Annotated in this window: 26 protein-coding genes; 8 read left to right on the forward strand and 18 right to left on the reverse strand. The window is 51.0% G+C overall.

Annotated elements, in window-relative coordinates:
• A partial coding sequence (gene acnA / locus FTE26_RS09450) for an aconitate hydratase AcnA (RefSeq protein ID WP_139964266.1) occupies positions 1-1,908 on the forward strand: 1,908 nt, incomplete at its 5' end.
• A 63-nt stretch (positions 1,909-1,971) separates the two neighbouring features.
• Here the strand turns inward: acnA and ribA are convergent.
• A complete protein-coding gene (gene ribA / locus FTE26_RS09455; protein ID WP_001176295.1) occupies positions 1,972-2,562 on the reverse strand; it encodes a GTP cyclohydrolase II in 591 nt (196 codons plus the stop codon).
• Positions 2,563-2,731: 169 nt separating this feature from the next.
• Between ribA and pgpB the strand changes: the two genes are divergently transcribed.
• The 5 genes from pgpB to yciH all read left to right on the forward strand — a co-directional run bounded on the left by pgpB (position 2,732) and on the right by yciH (position 6,385).
• Positions 2,732-3,496: a phosphatidylglycerophosphatase B gene (gene pgpB / locus FTE26_RS09460; RefSeq protein ID WP_001256538.1), complete on the forward strand. Its 765-nt coding sequence runs from the start codon at positions 2,732-2,734 to the stop codon at positions 3,494-3,496.
• A gap of 148 nt (positions 3,497-3,644) precedes the next feature.
• Positions 3,645-3,953: a lipopolysaccharide assembly protein LapA gene (gene lapA / locus FTE26_RS09465; protein ID WP_000876286.1), complete on the forward strand. Its 309-nt coding sequence runs from the start codon at positions 3,645-3,647 to the stop codon at positions 3,951-3,953.
• Between the two features lie 6 nt (positions 3,954-3,959).
• Complete coding sequence (lapB, locus tag FTE26_RS09470; RefSeq protein WP_000891353.1) at positions 3,960-5,129, forward strand: lipopolysaccharide assembly protein LapB; 1,170 nt, start codon at positions 3,960-3,962, stop codon at positions 5,127-5,129.
• A 192-nt stretch (positions 5,130-5,321) separates the two neighbouring features.
• Entirely contained in the window at positions 5,322-6,059 is a 738-nt protein-coding gene (pyrF, locus tag FTE26_RS09475; protein WP_000176278.1) for an orotidine-5'-phosphate decarboxylase, read from the forward strand.
• The gene (yciH, locus tag FTE26_RS09480; protein WP_001295580.1) at positions 6,059-6,385 is read left to right on the forward strand and encodes a stress response translation initiation inhibitor YciH; all 327 of its coding nucleotides are present in this window, start codon (positions 6,059-6,061) and stop codon (positions 6,383-6,385) included. The genes pyrF and yciH overlap by 1 nt, the downstream gene beginning before the upstream one ends.
• Before the next feature lie 125 nt (positions 6,386-6,510).
• On the opposite strand, the gene osmB is transcribed toward yciH, so the two are convergent.
• The 3 genes from osmB to FTE26_RS09495 all read right to left on the reverse strand — a co-directional run bounded on the left by osmB (position 6,511) and on the right by FTE26_RS09495 (position 8,010).
• Positions 6,511-6,729 carry an osmotically-inducible lipoprotein OsmB gene (osmB, locus tag FTE26_RS09485; protein ID WP_000498253.1) on the reverse strand — a complete coding sequence of 73 codons (219 nt, stop codon included), beginning with the start codon at positions 6,727-6,729 and terminating at the stop codon, positions 6,511-6,513.
• A 268-nt stretch (positions 6,730-6,997) separates the two neighbouring features.
• Entirely contained in the window at positions 6,998-7,747 is a 750-nt protein-coding gene (gene yciT / locus FTE26_RS09490) for a DNA-binding transcriptional regulator YciT (protein ID WP_001088621.1), read from the reverse strand.
• 89 nt (positions 7,748-7,836) lie between these two features.
• Entirely contained in the window at positions 7,837-8,010 is a 174-nt protein-coding gene (locus FTE26_RS09495; protein WP_001288368.1) for a YciZ family protein, read from the reverse strand.
• A gap of 36 nt (positions 8,011-8,046) precedes the next feature.
• On the opposite strand from FTE26_RS09495, the gene ymiD reads away from it, so the two are divergent.
• On the forward strand, positions 8,047-8,175 hold the full coding sequence (ymiD, locus tag FTE26_RS09500; RefSeq protein WP_211180493.1) for a protein YmiD: 129 nt from the start codon (positions 8,047-8,049) through the stop codon (positions 8,173-8,175).
• Here the strand turns inward: ymiD and pdeR are convergent.
• A complete protein-coding gene (pdeR, locus tag FTE26_RS09505; protein WP_000859945.1) occupies positions 8,157-10,142 on the reverse strand; it encodes a cyclic di-GMP phosphodiesterase in 1,986 nt (661 codons plus the stop codon). The genes ymiD and pdeR overlap by 19 nt on opposite strands.
• A 53-nt stretch (positions 10,143-10,195) precedes the next feature.
• Here pdeR and FTE26_RS09510 point away from each other — a divergent pair, with 53 nt between their 5' ends.
• Positions 10,196-10,300 (forward strand): hypothetical protein, encoded by a 105-nt coding sequence (locus tag FTE26_RS09510; protein ID WP_000221855.1) that lies wholly within the window; start codon positions 10,196-10,198, stop codon positions 10,298-10,300.
• A 77-nt stretch (positions 10,301-10,377) separates the two neighbouring features.
• Here FTE26_RS09510 and rnb read toward each other — a convergent pair whose 3' ends face one another.
• From rnb to puuA, 13 genes are all read right to left on the reverse strand, one after another.
• Positions 10,378-12,312: an exoribonuclease II gene (gene rnb / locus FTE26_RS09515; protein ID WP_000484982.1), complete on the reverse strand. Its 1,935-nt coding sequence runs from the start codon at positions 12,310-12,312 to the stop codon at positions 10,378-10,380.
• A gap of 67 nt (positions 12,313-12,379) precedes the next feature.
• Positions 12,380-13,507 carry a carboxymuconolactone decarboxylase family protein gene (locus tag FTE26_RS09520; RefSeq protein ID WP_000437858.1) on the reverse strand — a complete coding sequence of 376 codons (1,128 nt, stop codon included), beginning with the start codon at positions 13,505-13,507 and terminating at the stop codon, positions 12,380-12,382.
• Positions 13,508-13,651: 144 nt separating this feature from the next.
• Entirely contained in the window at positions 13,652-14,440 is a 789-nt protein-coding gene (gene fabI / locus FTE26_RS09525; RefSeq protein ID WP_000506490.1) for an enoyl-ACP reductase FabI, read from the reverse strand.
• A gap of 367 nt (positions 14,441-14,807) precedes the next feature.
• Entirely contained in the window at positions 14,808-15,161 is a 354-nt protein-coding gene (locus FTE26_RS09530) for a DUF559 domain-containing protein (protein WP_000968850.1), read from the reverse strand.
• A gap of 67 nt (positions 15,162-15,228) precedes the next feature.
• Complete coding sequence (gene sapF / locus FTE26_RS09535) at positions 15,229-16,035, reverse strand: peptide ABC transporter ATP-binding protein SapF (protein ID WP_000573407.1); 807 nt, start codon at positions 16,033-16,035, stop codon at positions 15,229-15,231.
• Position 16,036: 1 nt separating this feature from the next.
• Positions 16,037-17,029, reverse strand: a complete 993-nt coding sequence (sapD, locus tag FTE26_RS09540; RefSeq protein ID WP_001128858.1) for a peptide ABC transporter ATP-binding protein SapD — start codon at positions 17,027-17,029, stop codon at positions 16,037-16,039.
• Positions 17,029-17,919 (reverse strand): peptide ABC transporter permease SapC, encoded by an 891-nt coding sequence (gene sapC, locus FTE26_RS09545; RefSeq protein WP_001146162.1) that lies wholly within the window; start codon positions 17,917-17,919, stop codon positions 17,029-17,031. Before sapC ends, sapD begins: the two co-directional genes overlap by 1 nt.
• Positions 17,906-18,871 (reverse strand): putrescine export ABC transporter permease SapB, encoded by a 966-nt coding sequence (gene sapB / locus FTE26_RS09550; RefSeq protein ID WP_000583270.1) that lies wholly within the window; start codon positions 18,869-18,871, stop codon positions 17,906-17,908. Before sapB ends, sapC begins: the two co-directional genes overlap by 14 nt.
• A complete protein-coding gene (sapA, locus tag FTE26_RS09555) occupies positions 18,868-20,511 on the reverse strand; it encodes an ABC transporter substrate-binding protein SapA (protein WP_001250213.1) in 1,644 nt (547 codons plus the stop codon). The genes sapB and sapA overlap by 4 nt, the downstream gene beginning before the upstream one ends.
• Positions 20,512-20,823: 312 nt before the next feature.
• Complete coding sequence (locus FTE26_RS09560) at positions 20,824-21,069, reverse strand: YmjA family protein (protein WP_001015099.1); 246 nt, start codon at positions 21,067-21,069, stop codon at positions 20,824-20,826.
• A gap of 133 nt (positions 21,070-21,202) precedes the next feature.
• Positions 21,203-22,588 carry a putrescine/proton symporter PuuP gene (gene puuP / locus FTE26_RS09565; protein ID WP_000996861.1) on the reverse strand — a complete coding sequence of 462 codons (1,386 nt, stop codon included), beginning with the start codon at positions 22,586-22,588 and terminating at the stop codon, positions 21,203-21,205.
• Complete coding sequence (locus FTE26_RS09570; protein WP_122985272.1) at positions 22,578-22,742, reverse strand: YmjE family protein; 165 nt, start codon at positions 22,740-22,742, stop codon at positions 22,578-22,580. The genes puuP and FTE26_RS09570 overlap by 11 nt, the downstream gene beginning before the upstream one ends.
• A gap of 148 nt (positions 22,743-22,890) precedes the next feature.
• Positions 22,891-24,309, reverse strand: a complete 1,419-nt coding sequence (puuA, locus tag FTE26_RS09575; RefSeq protein ID WP_001296746.1) for a glutamate-putrescine ligase — start codon at positions 24,307-24,309, stop codon at positions 22,891-22,893.
• Positions 24,310-24,419 lie beyond the last annotated feature (110 nt).

Raw genomic sequence — 24,419 nt, forward strand, 5'->3', positions numbered from 1 at the left:
AAATTACGTGAAGGTATTACCGCCACAGACCTGGTTCTCACTGTTACCCAAATGCTGCGCAAACATGGCGTGGTGGGGAAATTCGTCGAATTTTATGGTGATGGTCTGGATTCACTACCGCTGGCGGATCGCGCCACCATTGCCAATATGTCGCCAGAATATGGTGCCACCTGTGGCTTCTTCCCAATCGATGCTGTAACCCTCGATTACATGCGTTTAAGCGGGCGCAGCGAAGATCAGGTTGAGTTGGTCGAAAAATATGCCAAAGCGCAGGGCATGTGGCGTAACCCGGGCGATGAACCGATTTTTACCAGTACGTTAGAACTGGATATGAATGACGTTGAAGCGAGCCTGGCAGGGCCAAAACGCCCACAGGATCGCGTTGCACTGCCCGATGTACCTAAAGCATTTGCCGCCAGTAACGAACTGGAAGTGAATGCCACGCATAAAGATCGCCAGCCGGTCGATTATGTTATGAACGGACATCAGTATCAGTTACCTGATGGCGCTGTGGTCATTGCTGCGATAACCTCGTGCACCAACACCTCTAACCCAAGTGTGCTGATGGCTGCAGGCTTGCTGGCGAAAAAAGCCGTAACTCTTGGCCTCAAGCGGCAACCGTGGGTCAAAGCGTCGCTGGCACCAGGCTCGAAAGTTGTTTCTGATTATCTGGCAAAAGCGAAATTGACACCGTATCTCGACGAACTGGGGTTTAACCTTGTGGGATACGGTTGTACCACCTGTATTGGTAACTCTGGGCCGCTGCCCGATCCTATCGAAACGGCAATCAAAAAAGGCGATTTAACCGTCGGTGCAGTGCTGTCCGGCAACCGTAACTTTGAAGGCCGTATCCATCCGCTGGTTAAAACCAACTGGCTGGCCTCGCCGCCGCTGGTGGTTGCCTATGCGCTGGCGGGAAATATGAATATCAACCTGGCTTCTGAGCCTATCGGCCATGATCGTAAAGGCGATCCGGTATATCTGAAAGATATCTGGCCATCGGCACAAGAAATTGCCCGTGCGGTAGAACAAGTCTCCACAGAAATGTTCCGCAAAGAGTACGCAGAAGTTTTTGAAGGCACAGCAGAGTGGAAGGAAATTAACGTCACACGATCCGATACCTACGGTTGGCAGGAGGACTCAACCTATATTCGCTTATCGCCTTTCTTTGATGAAATGCAGGCAACACCAGCACCAGTGGAAGATATTCACGGTGCGCGGATCCTCGCAATGCTGGGGGATTCAGTCACCACTGACCATATCTCTCCGGCGGGCAGTATTAAGCCCGACAGCCCAGCGGGTCGATATCTACAAGGTCGGGGTGTTGAGCGAAAAGACTTTAACTCCTACGGTTCGCGGCGTGGTAACCATGAAGTGATGATGCGCGGCACCTTCGCCAATATTCGCATCCGTAATGAAATGGTGCCTGGCGTTGAAGGGGGGATGACGCGGCATTTACCTGACAGCGACGTAGTCTCTATTTATGATGCTGCGATGCGCTATAAGCAGGAACAAACGCCGCTGGCGGTGATTGCCGGGAAAGAGTATGGTTCAGGCTCAAGCCGTGACTGGGCGGCAAAAGGTCCTCGTCTGCTTGGAATTCGTGTGGTGATTGCCGAATCGTTTGAACGAATTCACCGTTCGAATTTAATTGGCATGGGCATCCTGCCGCTGGAATTTCCGCAAGGCGTAACGCGTAAAACGTTAGGACTAACCGGGGAAGAGAAGATTGATATTGGCGATCTGCAAAATCTACAACCCGGTGCGACGGTTCCGGTGACGCTTACGCGCGCGGATGGTAGCCAGGAGGTCGTACCCTGCCGTTGTCGTATCGACACCGCGACGGAGTTGACCTACTACCAGAACGACGGCATTTTGCATTATGTCATTCGTAATATGTTGAAGTAACAAGTATTTGCTTGCCGGTTATTTTGCTTCCGGCAAGCAAACTAATTACACAATGCAAGAGGGTTATTTGTTCAGCAAATGGCCCATTTTCTCGGCTTTGGTATCGAGATAATGTTCGTTATTGGGGTTACGACCTACAATCAATGGTACGCGTTCAACAATATTAATCCCTGCTTCGGTCAGAATTTCGACTTTTTTCGGGTTATTGGTTAACAAGCGGACTTCATTGACGCCAAGGAGTTTGAACATATCAGCGCAAAGAGTGAAGTCGCGCTCATCAGCGGCGAAGCCTAACTGGTGGTTAGCCTCTACGGTATCGTAACCTTGATCCTGCAGTGCGTAAGCGCGGATTTTATTCAGCAGACCAATGTTACGACCTTCCTGACGGTGATACAGCAAAATACCACGGCCTTCCTCGGCAATTTGCGTCAATGCCGCTTCGAGCTGGAAGCCACAATCGCAGCGCAAGCTGAACAGGGCGTCACCGGTCAGACATTCGGAATGGACGCGCGCAAGTACCGGGGTATGCCCGGAAATATCGCCATAGACTAGCGCGACATGATCGTGTCCGGTTGCCAGTTCTTCAAATCCCACCATCAGGAAATCGCCCCATGGGGTTGGCAGTTTGGCTTCTGCCACACGTTTAAGCTGCATGAAATTCTCCAGATAATGCTGGTTCTGTATTGGCTTATTTTGCCATAACGAGAAGGGGTTCACCTAATCACGACGCGTCGATCGTTCACGGAATGGCACAAATCTGTCAATTTTTCCTGGAACTGGCGTTTTCAGTTATGATTGTGGGACTTATCAAAAAGGAGAGGCCATGCGTTCGATTGCCAGACGTACCGCAGTGGGAGCTGCACTATTGCTTGTCATGCCAGTAGCCGTATGGATTTCTGGCTGGCGTTGGCAACCTGGAGAACAAAGTTGGCTACTAAAAGCGGCTTTTTGGGTTACTGAAACTGTCACCCAGCCCTGGGGCGTCATTACACATTTGATTTTATTCGGCTGGTTTCTCTGGTGTCTGCGTTTTCGCATTAAGGCTGCCTTTGTATTATTTGCCATTCTGGCGGCCGCAATCCTTGTGGGACAAGGCGTTAAATCCTGGATCAAAGACAAAGTCCAGGAACCACGACCTTTTGTTATCTGGCTGGAAAAAACACATCATATTCCGGTTGATGAGTTCTACACTTTAAAGCGAGCAGAACGCGGAAATCTAGTGAAAGAACAGTTGGCTGAAGAGAAAAATATCCCACAATATTTGCGTTCACACTGGCAGAAAGAGACGGGGTTTGCCTTTCCTTCCGGTCACACGATGTTTGCTGCCAGTTGGGCACTGCTGGCCGTTGGTTTGCTGTGGCCGCGTCGGCGAACGTTAACCATTGCTATCTTGCTGGTCTGGGCAACGGGAGTCATGGGAAGCCGCCTGCTGCTCGGGATGCATTGGCCACGCGATCTGGTAGTAGCTACGTTGATTTCGTGGGCGCTGGTGGCGGTGGCAACGTGGCTTGCGCAACGAATTTGTGGGCCATTAACACCACCTGCGGAAGAAAATCGCGAAATAGCGCAACGAGAACAAGAAAGTTAACGCTGGTTGATTTTCCGAATTTAGCCCTTAAATCATCAACAATGCGCGTGGATGCCATTTCGCAGACGGCGCGAAAATGGTACTTTAAAGGGCTATTGCGGTAAGTTGACCATAATTTATTCGCTCTAACCACATAACGGGAAGTAATGTGAAATATTTACTCATTTTCTTACTGGTGTTAGCGATCTTCGTGATTTCGGTCACGTTGGGTGCGCAGAACGATCAACAGGTGACGTTTAATTATCTGTTAGCGCAAGGGGAGTACCGTATTTCCACATTGCTGGCGGTATTGTTTGCTGCGGGGTTTGCTATCGGTTGGTTGATTTGTGGCCTGTTCTGGCTGCGAGTTCGTGTTTCCCTGGCGCGCGCTGAACGTAAAATAAAGCGACTGGAAAACCAGCTTTCACCCGCGACTGACGTGGCTGTAGTGCCGCACTCGTCAGCGGCGAAGGAATAACTTTCTATGCTGGAGTTGTTGTTTCTGCTTTTGCCTGTAGCCGCTGCCTATGGCTGGTATATGGGCCGCAGAAGTGCGCAACAAAACAAGCAAGATGAAGCCAACCGCTTGTCGCGTGATTACGTAGCGGGGGTTAACTTCCTGCTTAGTAATCAACAGGATAAAGCGGTAGACCTGTTTCTCGATATGCTTAAAGAGGATACAGGCACCGTTGAAGCCCACCTTACGCTCGGAAACCTGTTCCGTTCGCGTGGCGAAGTTGATCGCGCTATTCGCATCCATCAGACCCTAATGGAAAGCGCCTCGCTGACCTATGAACAGCGTCTGTTGGCGATTCAACAACTAGGGCGTGATTACATGGCCGCCGGGTTATACGACCGCGCGGAAGACATGTTCAATCAGCTGACCGATGAAACTGACTTCCGCATTGGCGCTCTGCAACAGTTGCTACAAATCTACCAGGCTACCAGTGAGTGGCAGAAAGCAATTGATGTTGCCGAACGCCTGGTGAAGCTGGGTAAAGATAAACAGCGCGTCGAAATTGCCCATTTCTACTGTGAGTTAGCCCTGCAGCATATGGCCAGCGACGATCTCGATCGTGCCATGACCTTGCTAAAAAAAGGGGCGGCGGCAGATAAAAACAGCGCCCGCGTATCCATCATGATGGGACGCGTGTTTATGGCGAAAGGAGAATACGCCAAAGCCGTCGAAAGTTTGCAACGCGTGATATCCCAGGACAGAGAACTGGTCAGCGAAACGCTGGAAATGTTGCAAACCTGCTATCAGCAGTTGGGTAAAACTGCCGAATGGGCAGAATTCCTGCAACGCGCGGTGGAAGAGAACACCGGTGCCGATGCTGAATTGATGCTTGCTGATATCATCGAAGCGCGCGACGGTAGTGAGGCCGCACAGGTCTATATTACGCGCCAGCTTCAGCGTCATCCGACCATGCGTGTGTTCCATAAGTTAATGGATTACCACTTAAATGAAGCGGAAGAAGGGCGTGCCAAAGAGAGCCTGATGGTGCTGCGTGACATGGTTGGCGAAAAGGTACGTAGTAAGCCTCGTTATCGCTGCCAGAAATGTGGTTTTACCGCATACACCCTCTACTGGCATTGTCCGTCTTGTCGGGCCTGGTCAACCATTAAACCGATTCGCGGTCTTGATGGCCTGTAATTTTTAAAAAAATCCTACTTTAGTTACAACATACTAGTTATTGATGTTCCATTGTGCTCCGGCAACGACGGCGCAGAAAAAGCCTGCCAGGGGAAAAATCGCAACTGTTAATTTTTTATTTCCACGGGTAGAATGCTCGCCGTTTACCTGTTTCGCGCCACTTCCGGTGCCCATCATCAAGAAGGTCTGGTCATGACGTTAACTGCTTCATCTTCTTCCCGCGCTGTTACGAATTCTCCTGTGGTTGTTGCCCTTGATTATCATAATCGTGATGACGCGCTGTCCTTTGTCGACAAGATCGACCCACGCGATTGTCGTCTGAAGGTCGGCAAAGAGATGTTTACATTGTTTGGGCCACAGTTTGTGCGCGAACTTCAACAGCGTGGTTTTGATATCTTTCTTGACCTGAAATTCCACGATATTCCTAACACTGCAGCGCACGCTGTCGCTGCTGCAGCTGACTTAGGCGTGTGGATGGTGAATGTTCATGCCTCTGGTGGGGCGCGTATGATGACCGCCGCGCGTGAGGCACTGGTTCCGTTTGGCAAAGATGCACCGCTTTTGATTGCTGTGACAGTGTTGACCAGCATGGAAGCCAGCGACCTGGTCGATCTTGGCATGACACTGTCACCTGCAGATTATGCAGAACGTCTGGCGGCACTGACGCAAAAATGTGGCCTTGATGGTGTGGTGTGTTCTGCTCAGGAAGCTGTGCGCTTTAAACAGGTATTCGGTCAGGAGTTCAAACTGGTTACGCCGGGCATTCGTCCGCAGGGGAGTGAAGCTGGTGACCAGCGCCGCATTATGACGCCAGAACAGGCGTTGTCGGCTGGTGTTGATTATATGGTGATTGGTCGCCCGGTAACGCAATCGGTAGATCCAGCGCAGACGCTGAAAGCGATCAACGCCTCTTTACAGCGGAGTGCATGATGAGTGATTCCAACAGCCGTCTGGTCTACTCAACGGAAACCGGACGTATTGATGAGCCCAAAGCGGCCCCTGTACGCCCTAAAGGCGACGGTGTGGTGCGTATTCAGCGTCAGACCAGTGGACGTAAAGGTAAGGGCGTTTGCCTGATTACCGGTGTCGATCTCGATGATGCCGAACTGACAAAACTTGCAGCGGAACTGAAGAAAAAATGCGGCTGCGGCGGAGCAGTTAAAGATGGAGTTATTGAAATCCAGGGCGATAAGCGTGATTTATTAAAATCACTACTTGAAGCGAAAGGGATGAAGGTAAAACTCGCAGGCGGTTAACATAAAAAGCCACGGATATATCCGTGGCTTTCGAATATTTTACTGTGCGTATTATTCAGTTATTTCGTACTGAACAGAATCAAGCGTATTATAATTGCGAGTCGATAATCGACATTTATTTACGATTATTTACCGACCTGGTGACCAATAACACCACCGACAGCTGCACCACCTAATGTACCCAACGTACTGCCATCGGTCAGTACTGCACCGCCTAATGCCCCTGCACCCGCGCCGATTGCGGTGTTGCGGTCCCGTTTAGACCAGTTAGAACAGGCACTCAGAGACATTGCCAAAGTAATTGCCAGAACAGCCGCGGTCATTTTTTTGCTCGTTACAAACATAATACTCTCTCCTGAATTTATGATTCACGGAAGTAAGCTCTCTATAACTATAATAGCTAAGAATAAGCCTGGTGAAATTATTCCGTGAAATCTGCTCGCGCGCAGGGTTATATCACGCAGGTGATAATGACTTCCTGTTATATCGCTGATAATAATTTTATATCTTGAGAGTGTTAATAACAGGTAAATAGTCTTAATTATCAACCAGGAATCATCTTAGAGCGGATGATTTGCCAAACTGCAAATCATCCGTAGAGAAGGGAAATGGTTAAATGTCAACGACGTGAACGGTGAGTTTACTGTGCTCAAGATGCATCAGATCGCTGGCGCGTATTTTCGAATCGGTAATCACGCGATTGAATCGCTCAACGGGACCGATGGAGTATGAATGTACAGCACCAAATTTCGAGCTGTCAGTCAGGACTATCGCTTCGCACTCTTTTTCCAGCACGGCATTGACCACATCGGTACGCATCATATCGCGACCGGTGAATCCAGTTTCAGGTTGCCAGCCATCAATACCAATAAATGCTTTGCTGAAATGCACCTGCTGGATGCACTGGCGTGTCAACGGGCCAACCATACTTTCGCTTTTTTTCTGGTACACGCCACCGAGCAAAATGACTTCACAAGGCGCGTCTTTCAGCAAATGCGCGATGTAGCTGCTGACCGTGATGATAGTGACATTTTTCTTCTGCTCCCCCAGAGTCCGGGCGAGCAGGGCATTGCTGCTACCATTTTCGATAAAGATGGTTTCGCCCGGTTGAACCAGTGACGCGGCAAACTCGGCGAGTTCACGCTTCAGCGTATAGTTGCTCATCATACGGGTTTCGACGTCATCACTATCAAGCGAAACTGCAAAGCCATGTGCACGGCGGAGGTAACTCAGTTTTTCGAGGGTGTTGAGATCCTGGCGAATGGTAACTTCAGAAACTCCAGTGGCTTTTGCCAGATCGGTTACGCTAACCTGACCCTGGTCAATGACCATCTGTAGAATAGTTTGTTGTCGGGAATTCATCGCTGTAATTCTTATAACGTTATAATACTAAATAAAAAAATACTGACGCGCCGGGCATCCTCAAATAGGAAAACCTGAAGGCACGATTGTTAAATCTCCCACGGTGCCTTCGGGATGTCTGGCGTAGATTCAGCAACCTGGCGCAAGAGTTCTGCTTTAAGTATCTCGAGATTATGGATCGCAGAGTGGTAATCGCCTGCTACAAGGATATCTAACACAATATCAATACGTTCGGCAACGCGCTGGGCATCAAATTCAGACATCAAGGACATCCTTATAGTAAAAGTGGAAAATGAATAATGCAAAAATTGCCGCTAAAAGAGAAGTGTTTAACAGCAACGGCTAATTATCATCCAGGAATACGATATATAATGACGGGATATAGCGCTAAGTATATATATTCATCTACTTATGCGCGCTTCAGATAGCGTTTATACCAGCGTTCGAAGGCGACGGCGGGCATCGGTTTGGCAAACAAAAATCCTTGCCGCTCATTGATCCCGTTCTTGGTTAAAAAAGCATCTTCCTTTGCACTCTCTACACCTTCGGCGATCACCTGAAGATTCAATGCCTGGGCCACAGCGACGATCGCCCGGACCAGTGACTGCGAGACAGGTTGTTTGTGAATATCTCGAACAAAAACCTGGTCAAGTTTGATGGCATCGATCGGAAAGCGCGCCAGTTGCGAAAGTGAAGAGTAGCCGGTACCAAAATCATCCAGATGCACTTGCGCACCTAGTTGGCTAAATTGTTGAATAACAGACAGTGCCAGTTCATCATTCTCAATCAGACAACTCTCTGTCAGTTCAACATCTATAGGGCAGTATTCAAAATTGAGTTCCTGGAGAACCTGTTTCAGGGCGGTGAAAATGGTTTGATCGGCGAGCTGACGTGCAGAAATATTTACCGCCACTCGCAGGTTTATGCCTTTATCCCGCCACTTTGCCACCTGGCGTACGACATCGAGAATCACCCAACGGCCTAAAGGCACAATTAGCCCTGACTCTTCGGCGTAGGAAATGAAGTCCAACGGTGGAATCAACCCACGTTCAGGTGACTGCCAACGTACTAGTGCTTCCAGACTGCGCACTTCGCCACGCCAGGTGATTTTCGGTTGATAGTGAATAACCAACTGATCGTTTTCCAGTGCTTTACGCAAGTTGGTATCCAGCCAGAGATATTCAAATACCCGTTGATTCATTTCTGGGGTAAAAACGCAAAATTGTCCTCGTCCGCCTTCCTTCGCTGTGTACATTGCTGTGTCGGCGTGACGAATAATAGCCGTGCTGTCTGAACCATGTTCGGGAGAGAGTGCAATACCTACTGAACAGCTGGTATAAACTTCAATTAAACCAATGCGAAAGGGGAGCCGTAAGCGGGTCAAAATTCGTGATGCCATTGCTTCCAGCGCGCTTTGTGAGGTGTTGGATGCCAGTACCAGAAACTCATCCCCACCTGGACGCGCCAACACCTGGTCATGTTCGAGACAGCTTAAAATAGCCAATGACACGTCGCGTAATAACTGGTCACCAAACAAATGCCCATAGGCGTCGTTGACCTTTTTGAAATTATCCAAATCAAGATACACAACCCCAACTTTATTGTTATCTGCATGATTAATAGCGTGATCGATTAAATCCTGCATTGCGTTACGATTCGGCAGTCCAGTGATACTGTCGGTATTTGCCAGAATACGCAGTCGCTCCTGAGCGCGGCGCTCTTCGGTAATGTCGGTGCCGGAACAGATTAAAAAAATCTCGTTTTTGCCACTGCCGCTGTGGACAAATTTATTGCGAAACAGAAACAGCCGCTGGCCTTTACATGTTGGTATCCACAGTTCGACTTCATATGCATTGCCGCTTCGAAAAAATACACGGTTATTGCGCCTGGATGCCGCAGCTTCACGACGGCTCATAAACAGTTTAAACACGCTTTGCCCAATGACGTCGTGTTCTTTCAACCCTGTGTAATCTTCACATAACCGATTGAAGCGTTGGATATTCCCCCGGCTGTCGAGAATCACTATTGCGGAATGTGCTTCAGAAACTACCTGCTCAGCAAAGGAAAGCCCGTGTGATAAATCACGAGCAACCGCCGGTGTGTCATGCCATGCAGACGCGTTGCCAGCCCATTCCCGTTTATTGATTTTTCGTCCTACCAGATGCACAGAAAGATCGCTTTCATCGACGGTCAGACTCATCATCAGGCTGGAGGTGATGACCGTCATTTCCCTGATGCGAGCAGCCTGTTCGGCAGATAACTGCAATGTACGATCAGGTTCTGTGGTTTCGGTGGTAGAAAAGCGCAAAACATCGCTGCTTTCCGTCAACCGCCAGTATGGATTGTGCGATCCGAGAAAGTTGTACAACGTTGTGGACTCCCTAACGGTTTTCATGATGCATATCCTCCGGTTAACAGCGGAGTCCGCGGTTAAATAAAAGGAACAACATGACTTACATGAAATTAACGGCGGCTAAACGCATTGTTTTTTTTATATATTTATTTGTAATCCAGTTTTGGAAAAACGCCAGTTTTCAAACGAAAGTCAGTTAAAAAATCTGCCTGGATATAACGAAGGTAGAGCGGGGAAATAAACGGCCCATCCATGAGGAATGGGCCGTGAAAGGAGATTACGCGACCGGGCGCGCAATAATGCTGCGGGTTTCCATGCGGACTTCGGCAATGGTGACGTCAATAACGTCAGTTACTTTGTAAACCGTTTCACCTTTAATTTGTACAGTGCCGTTTTCCTGGCTGCAAACCAGTTCATCGCGCATAGCGTGTAAGAAAGGTGCCGGAATAAAGGCGATAGCGCCGTTATCAACCAAACGCACACGCATGCCGCCACGGCTGATATCGACAATTTCCGCCGCGAAACGGGTGTCGGTCCCGGCTTTGTCTTTCAGGAAGCGTGCGTATAACCAGTCGCCAACATCACGTTCTGCCATCCGGTTGAGACGGCGACGCTCGGCCATTTGGACAGTGATTTCATCCTGTGGGCGCGTCGCAGTTTCGCCTTTGATAACCGCTTTCAGCAGACGGTGGTTGATCATGTCGCCATATTTACGGATCGGCGAAGTCCAGGTGGCGTATGCTTCCAGACCGAGGCCAAAGTGAGGACCGGGTTCAGTGCTAATTTCAGCAAATGACTGGAAGCGACGAATGCGGCTGTCGAGGAAACCAGTTGGTTGCGCATCCAGTTCACGACGCAGTTTGCAGAAACCGTCCAGCGTGAGCACTTCTTCGGCATCGACATGCAGACCGTGCGTTTTCAGCAACGCTGCCAGCGCGTCGGCATTCGCCGGATCAAAGCCCATATGCACGTTATAGATGCCAAAACCGAGCTTATCGCGCAGTACGCGGGCCGCACAAATGTTAGCGGCAATCATCGCTTCTTCGACGATACGGTTGGCAATGCGACGAGGCTCGGCGACGATATCCAGCACTTCACCTTTTTCACCGAGAATAAAGCGGTAATCCGGGCGATCTTTAAACACCAGTGCGTGGTTATGACGCCACTCGCCGCGGCGTTGGCAAATTTGCGCTAGCAAACGGACTTGTTCGGCAATTGCTTCACTTTCAGGCTGCCAGTCACCGGTATTTTCCAGCCAGTCAGAAACCTGGTCATACACCAGCTTTGCTTTGGATTCGATGGTGGCGGCAAAGAATTCGATATTATCTTCAATGGTGCCATCAGCGGAGAGCGTCATGCGGCATGCCAGTACCGGGCGGACTTCATTGGCGCGCAGTGAGCAGAGATCGTCAGAAAGCTCGCGAGGCAGCATAGGGATGTTGAAGCCAGGCAGATAGTTGGTGAATGCGCGAATTTTCGCGGCTTTGTCCAGCTTGCTGCCTTCAGCAATCCACGCGGTTGGATCGGCAATCGCCACAATCAGCTGAAGTTTGTCATCCGGCAACGCCTTAGCGAAAAGGGCGTCATCCATATCTTCTGTGCTGGCACTGTCGATGGTGACAAAATCCAGCGCGGTCAGATCTTCACGAACCAGACCTTCATCGAGCATTTCGGTAGCGACGCCGTCTGGTGCTTCTTTTTCCAGATTATGGCGCGCAAGGGTAACCCACCACGGTACAAAGTGGTCGTCACCAAAAGTGATGTATTGTGTCAGTTCAGCATAGAAAGAACGATCGCCTTTCAGCGGATGACGGCGCATTTCGGCAACCGCCCAGTCGCCTTCTTTAAACTCGTGGTTCAGGCCACGGGCTGCGCGGCAAGGAATGGCGTCTTTTAAGAGTGGATGATCAGGAACGATGGCCAGACGGTCATTTTTGCCCTGAACTTTACCCACGAAACGAGTCAGGAACGGTTCAACCAGTTCTTCTGGCTCTGCGGATTCACGTTCTTTTTCACTGTGGATCACCGCGATAATTCGGTCGCCATGCATGACTTTTTTCATCTGCGGCGGCGGAATGAAATAACTTTTTTGCGCGTCGACTTCCAGGAAGCCAAAGCCTTTTTCTGTGGCTTTTACCACCCCTTCAGCGCGTGGCGTCTGGGAATGCAGTTGCTGTTTAAGCTGCGCTAGCAGCGGGTTGTCCTGAAACATAATTGTCTATTTTGGTGGCCATTAGAGCGGCTGACAGTTTTACGCGAATCTGTCTGACGCGGCAAGGTTAATATGTCTCACCCAACGCGATTTTTAAGCGATTTATCCAGCCACACAGCCCGCTCCATACCAGCAGATTAATAATCTGCGTTGATGATTTTTCGTGTTCGAGTAAAGGGCTGAACTGGGCGGCGCTAAAGCGATCGGGTGCTCGGGTCAGCCATTGTATCGCCTGAACGGTAGCGTGCTCAACAGAATGACGGTCAGCCCATTGGTTAATTTCATTTTCGCCCTTGCGCAGAAGGGGGCTGATTTTTTTATATTCATTTGATGAATCCATACAGGCGGCAAAACAAGCAGGACTGCCATTTATCCGCGCGCATAACAACGCCGCAAGCTTATTATCCGGCTGTGTATTAACCCGTGTACTGTTTAACAACCTTTCGAGAAGGGAAAGTGAAATAGGGTGGAGAGAGAGTGTTTCGGCCAGTTGGCAAAGTTCTGCTGTTGAACTTTTTGTGTACTCTTCAGGTAGTTTTTCCACCTCATAGCTGCTTCGCCAGCGTATTGATTCATCAGCAAACAGTGACGCGTCGGCGTAGTTTTGTATTTCCAGACCGGGTAACCAGCGTACCGGGTGCCCGAGATAAGCCTGAAATGTCGCAATGGTCCGCGCCTGAAAGCCAATAAAACCAATGATTTGGTTAATGATCACACAGTCCCCGGCAGTAAGACCGACGTCATTCAGATGCTGGCGCGATCGGTTGTCGATAATAGAAGGCGAGCTAGCCAGTTGGCGGGCATATTGCGTGATTTGTGCCAACCTATGATTGCTTTCCCTGGAGGAATCAGGCCCGGGGAGCGGCGTAAGTCGCGCCGAATAGTAGTTACATAACCGCTGGACGCCGCAAACCTGAGCAACCGTCAGGGCCGTAGACAAGCGTTCATAAGCGGTGAAGGTCTGTGAACGGGTCACGGTAAGCTGGTCAGGGAACAATTCCACTGCAAGAACGCGCGCAGGGACCAGCCATGAAAGGAAGGGAGCCAGCGTTTCTTCATCAAGGATCACGTCGAGCAGAAAGGGATCGCTGACCTTTGCGGCTTCCGGGACCAGAGGCAGAACGTCATACTCCGCAGTACTGGATTGCGTTTCATGATACCAGTGGCTTTTGCCGGTGATGTGGCGTTGTTCCATGGGCGCTCCTTGGTCGTAAAGGAAATCGTTATCCTGACGCAAGGCGGGAAGGGGAGAAAGACGGATCGGCGATAACAAATATCAGAAAGGTATAACAGAGATAACGGGCGGCAGAACGCCGCCCAATATTTACCAACAGAATGATTATTTCAATTCGAGTTCGTTCATTGCAGCGATGCTGAAACCGCCGTCAACGTGGACCACTTCACCGGAGATACCGGCAGAGAGATCGGAGCACAGGAATGCCGCGGAGTTACCCACATCTTCAATAGTAACGGTACGGCGAATCGGGGTAACGGCTTCGCAATGAGCCAGCATTTTGCGGAAGTCTTTGATACCGGAGGCCGCCAGAGTACGGATCGGACCAGCAGAGATGGCGTTAACACGCACACCTTCCGGACCCATCGCGTTCGCCATATAGCGCACGTTCGCTTCCAGAGACGCTTTTGCCAGACCCATAACGTTGTAGTTCGGGATAGCGCGCTCAGCGCCAAGGTAGGAAAGGGTCAGCAGGGCAGAACCCGGATTCAGCATGGAGCGGCAAGCTTTTGCCATTGCAACGAAGCTGTAGGAGCTGATGTCGTGGGCAATTTTGAAGCCTTCACGGGTAACGGCGTTAACATAGTCACCATCCAGCTGATCGCCAGGTGCAAAACCAATAGAGTGTACGAAACCGTCAAATTTCGGCCAAACTTTCCCCAGTTCAGCGAACATGGTGTCGATGCTGGCATCTTCTGCAACATCGCACTGCAGAACGATGTCAGAACCCAATTGAGCGGCAAATTCTTCTACGCGGCCTTTCAGTTTGTCGTTCTGGTAGGTGAATGCCAGTTCAGCTCCTTCGCGGTGCATCGCCTGAGCGATACCGTAGGCGATGGATAGTTTGCTGGCAACACCGGTTACCAGAATGCGCTTACCGGAAAGAAAACCCATAGCTTTAATCCTTATTGTTGATGCTTGTTGTGCCTGAAAATCAGGCGATTCGTCGTTTTAGTAAACAGTACGAACAGATAAACGGTTATTATAATCAACCTGGCTGTGAGTAGCTATAGTTGCCAGGTCCGACCGGAGCAGGCTGCGGCAGGGTGGGCGCTTTTCCCCTTACCCTAACCCTCTCCCCAGAGGGGCGAGGGGACCATATTGTGCAAATATTGTTACCCCAGCAACAAACAGGCTCATACAGCCCCTAACCCTTTTATGGCGATGGCTGGGATGGTTCAGACCTTGCCGAATATTCTCCAGCACTGTCTCCATGTTTTCACCACAACAGCTATTCGGCTCGGTCGGCCCCCTCGCCCTTTCAGGGTGAGGGTGACCGGCGGTTCAGTTCCTGCAGAATAATCTCCAGCACCGCCTCCTCATTACAATCAATCTCGTTATGCCAGAAACGCAGCACGGTCCAGCTCTGCGACTCAAGCCAGCTAGTGCGCCTGGTATCATAGGCAACTGCCAAATCATGCTGCCCACCATCCAGCTCAACGACTACGCGCGCCGAGCAGCAAGCAAAATCGAGAATGTAGCTCCCCACCGGATGTTGACGGCGAAATTTGAAATCACCAAAACGTCGGCTGCGAAGATATCGCCAGAGCTTTCGTTCCTGCAAAGTGAGATTGCGTCTTAAATCACGCGCATTTGATTTTATTTTATCCATCACCTCATTCTGACAAGATTTAATCTCTTGTCAGAATGAGGTGGATAATCTGGAAGGAGGATTCAGAAAATTAGCGATCTTTACGCCACGCATCCGCTGTCAATGCTTCGCCAAAGTGCCCGGCAATCAGCCGTTTGGTGAGTTCATGCAGCGGCGATGCCAGCACATCCGCGGTGCTCCCTCGTTCGACAACCTCGCCCTGATGCATCACCAGCACCTGGTCGCTAATGTGCTTCATCATTCCGATATGCTGGGTAACATAAATATACGAAATGCCCTGTTTTTCCTGTAATTCCAGCATCAGATTAATCAACTGCGAACGCATCGACATATCCAGTGAAGCGAGGGCTTCATCGGCAATAATGACTTTTGGGCGCAATATCAGCGCGCGCGCCAGACCCAGACGCTGTTTTTGTCCGGGTGCCAACATATGCGGATAGTAACTGACGTGATCCGGTAGCAGCCCAACCATACGCATCGTTTCAATAATCTGTTTGCGACGCTGTTCCGGTTCCAGGTCGGTGTTCAGGCGCAGTGGAAAATCCAGAATTTGCGAGATACGTTGACGGGGATTCAACGAGGTCGAAGGATCCTGAAAAATCATGCGAATACGCTGACTGCGGAAGGAATAATCGCCAAAATGCAGTGGATGATCGTCAATCAATAACTCGCCGCTGGTAGGCTCTATCATTCCCGCCAGCATTTTTGCCAGCGTGGATTTACCCGAACCATTCTCGCCAATAATCGCCAGTGTCTGGCCTTCACGTAGCGTAAAGCTCAAGGGTTTAACCGCTTCTACGGTCTGACGACGAAACCAGCCGGTCCGGTAGCGGAACGTTTTACTTAAATTACGCACTTCAAGCAGCGTTTCGATCATCTCACTCTTTCTCCATGTTCAGCGGGAAATGACAGGCATAGAGATGATTTTTCGCCCCCGTCAAACGTGGCGTCACAATGCATTCTCGTTGTGCATACGGGCAACGTGGCCCCAGACGACAACCAATCGGTAACTGTTCCAGCAGTGGGATAGCGCCGGGCAGCGTATTGAGGCGACTTTTATGCGGCATCGCGCTGCCGAAGTCTGGTATCGCGCGGATCAGCGCCTGGGTATAAGGATGATGTGGCATCGTCACCAACTCCTTACTCGGCGCGGTTTCCACTGTTTGACCGCAGTAAAGCACGTTAATTTTATCCGCCCATTGGCTAAGCATTTGTAAGTCATGGCTGATAAGCAAAATAGTGGTATTGCTGTTTTGGTTGAGACGCGTCAGCAGGCGAAAGATTTGCGCCTGGGTTGTTGGCTCCATTGAGTTGGTCGGTTCGTCAGCAATCAGCAGACGCGGTTGATTCGCCAGTGCAATGGCTATCATCACTTTCTGACATTCACCTTCGGTCAACTCATAGGGAAAACTGCGCATCGCATCTTTGTGATCTTTAATCCCCACGCGGTGCAGCAGTTCAATGGCACGGCGTTTGCGCCAGCCAAAACGCTGCCACCAACGGCCTTTATAGGTCCAGGCTGGGATGTTTTGCATCAACTGGCGACCCACACGTTCTGAAGGGTCAAGACACGACTGCGGTTCCTGGAAAATCATCGACACGTTATGGCCAACCAGTTTGCGCCGTTCGCGTGCGGAGAGACGCAGCAAATCGATATCATCAAAACGCATACGGTCAGCAGTAACACGCCAGTTATCTTTATTCACCCCACAAATCGCTTTCGCAATCAAACTCTTGCCGGAACCGGATTCACCAACAAGACCGCGGATTTCACCTTCGGTTAAGGTCATACTTACCCGGTCGACGGCTTTAACCCACTCATCACCGGTTTTAAATTCAATGGTCAGGTTACGAATATCGAGTAATGGCATTATTCCACCCCCGCAATAATCGCACGACGAACGCCATCGCCAAGGAGGTTAACCAACAACACGCTAATCATAATTGCCGCACCTGGCAGCATGACAGTCCACGGGGCGACATAAATCAGTTCCAGCGCATCACCGAGCATCGCTCCCCATTCAGGCGAGGGGAGTTGTGCGCCGAGATCGAGAAAGCCCAGCGCGGCGATATCGAGAATTGCCATCGACAGTGCGCGGGTGATCTCGGTGATCAGCCCGGCGGTGATGTTTGGCATCACAGCAAACCAGAGAATATTCAGCGTTGATGCGCCATCCAGACGGGCGGCGATAACGTACTCTTTTTCCAGTTCGTCATGCACCATGCTGTAAATCGAACGTACCATACGCGGCAGCAATGCCAGCCAGACAGCAAACATAGCGTGGGACAAACTCGGTCCGGCAAACGCTACAACGATAATTGCCAGCAGCAGCGAAGGGATCGCCAGTAAGGTATCCAGAATATGGTTAAGCACCGCTGAGCGTAGGCCGTGCGTCGCCCCGGCGAAGGTGCCCAGTACCAGGCCACAGATCGTCGCGGCAAGCGTCACCACAAATGCGCCACCCACGGTTGGCGCAGCTCCGCTCAGTAAACGGCTTAAAACATCGCGTCCGAGGTCGTCAGTCCCCAGGAAGAAAGAAACTTCGCCATAGCGCGACCATGACGGCGGCAATAATTGGTAACCGAGAAATTGCTGGTCGATGCCGTAAGGCGCAAACCAGCCGCCAAAAATACACAGTACAGCCAGCCCCGCGCAGCCGTACAGGCCGACCATCGCAGAGGCGTCACTATAAAATTTGCGCCAGGCGGTACGCAGCGTGCCCGGCGGGCGCTTTTCGCTGTATACGCTATCGTAAGGCATACCATTCCTTATGTTTCAGAGGGTTAGCCATGGCACCCAAAATATCAGAAATCACGTTAACAATAATGACCAGTGAGCCACACACCATCACTCCGGCGGAAATGGCTGCGTAATCCTGCTGGCGGATGGCGTTAATTAACCAGCGCCCTAAACCCGGCCAGCTAAAAACCATTTCGGTGATCATTGCCAGCGTCAGCATGGTGGAAAACTGTAAGCCCAGGCGAGGAATAACCGGCGGTAACGCGTTATGCAGAACGTGGCGACGCAAAATAGTAAAGCGCGACAAACCGCGGGTAGCCGCCGCTTTAACATAGTTCTGGTCATACACTTCGATAGTGCTGATACGCATCAGTCGGATCACTTCAGTTGTTGGCGCAACCGACAGGGTGATCACGGGCAATATCATATGGCGGATTGCGCTCATGATCATTTCAGCCCGCCATGGTGAGTCCGAAAGCCAGGCATCAATCAACGCAAACCCGGTAATCGGTTTCACTTCGTACAGCAGATCGAAACGCCCTGAAACGGGCAACCAACCTAGCGTGAGTGAACAAAACAGCGTCAACAGAAGCGCCAGCCAGAACACCGGGATTGAAAAGCCCAGCAAGGCGATGGCGTTGATCAAGTTATCCTGCCACTTATGGCGCGTAATCCCGGCAATCATCCCCACGGGGATGCCAACAATCAGCGCAAAACCGAAGGCGAGGATGCACAGTTCCATCGTCGCAGGGAAGACCTCTTTTAACTGTTCGGCAATCGGTTGACCGTTAATGCTGGAAACACCAAAATCCCAGTGGATCAGGCCGTTAAACCAGAACACCCAGGCATTCCACAGTGACGCGCCTTGTAACGGCGCGTGTGGAGTGAAATAGCTCAAACTGAAGCCAACGAAGGTCAGCAGGAACAAGGTGACAATCAATAACAAAATGCGGCGTAAGGTGAAGATAATCATGGTTTTTTCACCTCATCCTGTTTCTCGCGATACACCCCAGCAAAGGAGGCGTTACCAAACGGGCTAAGTACCAGACCTTTGATATCGTACCGATAGGCCTGCAAACGCAATGACGACGCCAGCGGCAGAATAGGTAATTCCTGCGCCAGAATACTCTGCGCTTCGTCATAGGCTTCAATACGCGCTGCCAGCTGCTGCGAGGAGAGCGCCTTACGCAACACGCTGTCGAATTTCGGATCGCACCAGTGGGCGAGGTTGGTCTGTGAATGAATTGCCGCGCAGCTCAGTAACGGACGGAAGAAACTGTCCGGGTCGTTACTGTCCGTCGCCCAACCGGATAACGTCAGATCATGGCTCATATCCATCAACCGCGCCTCCTGAAAGCGACCTTCTACCGGCACAATCACCACTTTTACGCCAACCTGCGCCATATCCGCCTGAATCAGTTCGGCAGTTTTCAGTGGACTGGGGTTCCACGCCTGCGAACGTGTGGGCACCCACAGTTTCAGCGTTAAGTTTTCCAGCCCCAACGCCTTCAACTGTTCGCGCGATTTCGCCGGATTGTATTCAGTAATTTTAGCCTCGTTGTCATAGGCCCACGAGGCGCGCGGTAAAATAGAGGCCGCCGTTTCAGCCGTACCATAATAGATGGATTGCATCAGGCGCTGGTTATTAATCGCCAGTGCCAGTGCATGGCGGACAGCGGGATTATTTAGCGGCGGTTTGGCGGTGTTAAATGCCAGATAGGCGACGTTCATCCCAGGACGCAGCGTTAAACGCAAGCGCGGGTCGTCACGCAAAATGGATAGCTGGCTGGCAGCAGGCCAGGCCAGAACGTCGCATTCCCCGGTCAGGAGTTTCGACAGACGTCCGGTGCCGCCGGAGCCTAAATCCACCACTACCTGCGGCATTAACGGTTTACCGCGCCAGAAGTCATCATGACGTTGTAGGCGAATAAATTGCCCGGCGCGGTATTCCGACAACTGATACGGACCGGTGCCGACCGGTTGACGGTCGAGTTGCTCCTGGCGATCTTCTTTCTCTAACTTCCGGGCATATTCTGCCGACATGACCGAAGCATAATGGGTTGCGAGGTGCCACAAAAAAGAAGCATCCGGCTGGGCGAGTCGGAACTCAACGGTATGATTATCCAGTTTGCGGACGCTTTTCACGTTATCGGCAAATTGCAGGCTGTCGAAGTAGGGGAAGTTGCTGCCGTTGACGTTATGCCACGGGTTGTTGCGGTCAAAAATTCGCTGGAAGGTAAACACCACATCGTCGGCATTCATTTTACGAGTGGGAGTAAACCAGTCGGTTTTTTGAAACGGAACATCGCGACGCAGGTGGAAGCGATAGGTCGCGCCGTTGTCGAGTACTTCCCAGCTTTCGGCAAGTTCCGGCATCAGGCGATAGGTATAGGGATCGACATCCAGCAGTCGATCATAAAACTGGGCGGCAAGGGTATCAACAATTAACCCACTGCTCGCTTTGGATGGGTTAAAGGTGTTGACTTGCCCGCTGACGCAATAGACAAAACCGCTGTCGCGGATATCAGCATGCGGGGGGGATTCAGGCGCGGCGATTGCCTGACCACTCACAAGTCCAGCAATCACCAAAAGAGACGATAATACCTGGCGCATAATATTAAGGGATTTTATGTAAAGAGGCTATCTTACTAATATTTAATGACATTTGCCATTACCGTTTGTGTTCAGGGGGCGTAATGAGGGCCGTGTGGTTGGTCGTTGAACAGGTGGCGTCGCCATCTGTTCAACATTCGTACCCGTGATTTCTCTATAACTATAACTCACAGAACAACTTAGCGAGGAGCAGAGCGGTACGATCGTGAGAAACCCATTAAAGCACGCTGCAGTGCGTGTCATTGTTAGCCGGATGCGGCGTGAACGCTTTATCCGGACAACGATACTGACCGATCGTCTGCAATTAAATAATTACTCATTACCCCATTGATTCAAAAACTCTGCGATCTCATCAATGCGTACGGGATTAATCCCCGCTTCAGCAGCCATTTCATGTTGGGCTTCTTCGCTGATCTCTTCATTGTTCATCAAACGGGTGAGCAGTAACTGGAAGTAGTGGGCCAGCGGTGTGCGTTCAGCGTCTGCGACAGGCTCTGCGCATTCGGTCGCGTACTCATCGGCAATATCAAAATATTTTAGCGGGATATCGTGGTTCATTATTTGCCCCTGGGGTTAATGCGCTAAGCATAAGGGCGGATGATAGCACTCGTGATCCGGGTCATACATCTTTTTATAGTTAATGGCGCGGCGCATTACCCTCAGGCTGGATAATGCGGCGCGCATCCGACTATTACGTTTCGCTCACTGGCGTTCTGTCACCTTCGTACAGCGGCACTTTGCGATAGCGGCGGATCAGATACCACAAATATGCGCCGCCTAACGAAGCCCATACCAGACCCAGCGTCAGCGAGGTGGCTTCGAGGTTAATCCACAGCACGCCCACCGTCAGCGCGCCAACCAGCGGCATTAATAAATAGTGGAAGTGTTCCTTCCAGCTTTTATTCATTCCTTTGCGCCGCCAGAAGTGGTTGAACACCGACAGGTTAACGAAGGTAAACGCTACCAACGCGCCGAAGTTAATTAACGCTGTGGCGGTAACTAAATCGAAGAACAGCGCCGACATCGCGACAATCCCGACCATAATGACGTTCAGTGCCGGAGTCCGCCATTTCGGATGCACATAGCCAAACACGCGCTCCGGAAACACATTGTCGCGCCCCATCACATACAGCAGACGTGACACGCTGGCATGTGAGGCCAGGCCAGACGCTAACGTGTTCACAAACGTGGTGCAAAGGAAAATCGACTGGAACAGCTTACCGCCGACGTACAGCGCAATTTCAGGCAGTGCGGCGTCCGGGTCTTTAAAGCGGCTGATATCGGGAAAGAACAGCTGCATAAAGAACGACGCCGCGATAAAGATAACGCCGCCGTATACCGCCGTCAGGAAGATGGCTTTCGGGATCACGCGTGCGGCGTCCGGCGTCTCTTCCGAAAGCGTGGTCACCGCATCGAAACCGAGGAACGAGAAACAGACAATCGTCGCACCGGTAATAATCGGGATCAGGTGCGCGTTCTCGCTGATAAACGGCTGAAGTGACCAGACGGTGCCAACGCCTTCTCCTTTATGCAGTCCCTGAACCACCAGGAAGATAAACACCACCATGATGGAGATTTGCACCAGTACAAACAGGGTATTGAAGTTAGCGACCAGGTTGACGCTCTTCAGATTCGCGGCGGTTAAAATGGCGACGAAGGTTACCACCCACACCCACGGCGGCACTTCCGGGAAGAGGGCGGAGAGATAGATTTTCGCCAACAAAACGTTGATCATTGGCAAAAAGAGATAATCCAGCAGTGATGACCAGCCGACCATAAATCCGACGTGCGGATTAATCGACTTTTGCGCGTAGGTATAGGCCGAACCGGCCTCCGGAAACTGGCGAACCAGTTTGCCGTAGCTGATAGCGGTAAACAGCACGCCCGCCAGCGCCAGCAAATAGGACGCCGGAACGTGACCGTCGCTAATGCCGGAGACAATACCAAAAGTATCAAATACGGTCATCGGCGTGAGATAGGCCAGACCCATCATTACCACCTGCCACAATTTCAGTGATTTTCGCAGACGGGTTTTGCCGGGTTGCGCAGCAATATTCAGTGGTGAATTAATAGCCATAATTGCTGCCTCCCCTGCGTAATAAGGTTTGCGGTCGTGTCAACCTGAAATCAAACCTGTTTAGCAAGGGAAGCAAAGGGGGCGGAGTCCAGTCAGTAGCAGGAGGGGCGCATACGCAGCCACCCTCGCCATGCGGGGATTTAATCATCGGCATCATCTCATTTCCTCGTCACAGTCTTAATCGTTAACGGAAGCCCGTTGCCGCCTGCGCTCCATAACGCGACATCCGGGAAATGTCTGGATTACCAGCAAATGTCAGGCCTGGCTCCGCTCAGGCCGATGAAACAACCCCGCATGGGGAATTACGCGTTTTTCAACATCCACTCAATTTCTGTTTCTGTGATGAGGCGCTCAAACTGCAACAGCTCATCATTTTTACAGGCGTGATACACATGGCAAAACCGTTCGCCTAAATAGCGGCGCAGGTGATCATTCTCGATAAACTCACCCAGGGCATCGCTCTGGCGAATCGGGAAGGGTAAGCCTTCCTGTTCCAGCCCGTTGCCTTCGACTTCTTCCTGCAACGGCAGCTCGTTATCAAGGCCATGCAAAATACCGGCAAAAATCGCTGCCATCACCAGATATGGGTTGGCATCGGCACCCGCCACGCGATATTCCACGCGGTGATTATGACGGTCGCCGCACGGAATACGCAGGGCGACGGTGCGGTTGTTATGGCCCCACGACGCCTGCGTCGGCACATACATTCCCGGCTGGAAGCGGCGATACGAGTTCACGTTTGGTGCCAGCAACGCCATTGATGACGGCATCAGGTCAATCATCCCGGCGAGCATCTTTTTCAGCAGCGGCGAATCTTCGCCTTCCGCGTCAGAAAGCACGTTCTCGCCACGGTTATTTTGCATACTGATATGGATATGCATTCCGCTGCCCGCGTGCTCTTCATACGGCTTCGCCATAAAAGTGGCGTGCATCTTATGCTTTTCTGCCATCAGACGCACCAGGCGTTTTAGCGCCAGCGCATCATCGCAGGCTTCCAGCACGTTATCGGTATGGTAAAGGTTGATTTCAAACTGACCCGGCGAGGCTTCGGCGACCGCACCGTCGGCGGGAATTAACTGTAACTGCGCCAGTTCATCAATATCATTGAGCACATCGGCGAAGTGGTTGAGGTTATCAACGGAGTAAACCTGGCTTTGTGTATTGCGGTCATCGGTGCCGGGCGCGCAGGGCGGTTGCAGATACCCTTCAGCGTCGCGCTGACGATCCAGTAAATAGAACTCCAGCTCTACCGCTACAACCGGGAACAATCCGCGCTGGCGTAGCTGCTGCCACAGGCGGTTAAGAACGTTCCGCGGCTCAACGTCAAAGGGAGCGCCATCTTCATCGACCATGGTCAGGAGCATCTGACCGATAAACTCTGGATCGGCGGCAGAAGGGGTTAAGGAACCGAGAACAGGAACACAAGTACGATCCGGCTCGCCCATTTCCTGACCCAGACCCGCTTCTTCTACTACGTTGCCCAGAATATCCATTGCAAACACCGAGGCCGGGAAATAACACCCTTTCTCCAACTTCTTCAGGCTTGAAACAGGGATACGTTTTCCACGGAAGCAACCATTCAAATCAGTAAGTAAAACATCAACATATTGCGTATTCGGGTAGCGCTCCAGGTAGCGTTTCACTTCCTGCGTAAAGGCGCTACCCCGCCTCTCTTCTGACTGCTGAACAAAGTTCTCTACTTCAACGATATTGGTTTCCATGATTCTTCGCCTTTGGTTTGTTTTCCGCTCGTTATCAAAGCGTAAAATATAATGACCACCATTCGAATCTGTATGCAAACTAAATGTTTGTCAAATGTTAAATTGAGTTT

The sequence above is a fragment of the Escherichia sp. S10b genome (assembly GCF_028421345.1).
In the GTDB taxonomy this organism is placed as follows: domain Bacteria; phylum Pseudomonadota; class Gammaproteobacteria; order Enterobacterales; family Enterobacteriaceae; genus ECMA0423.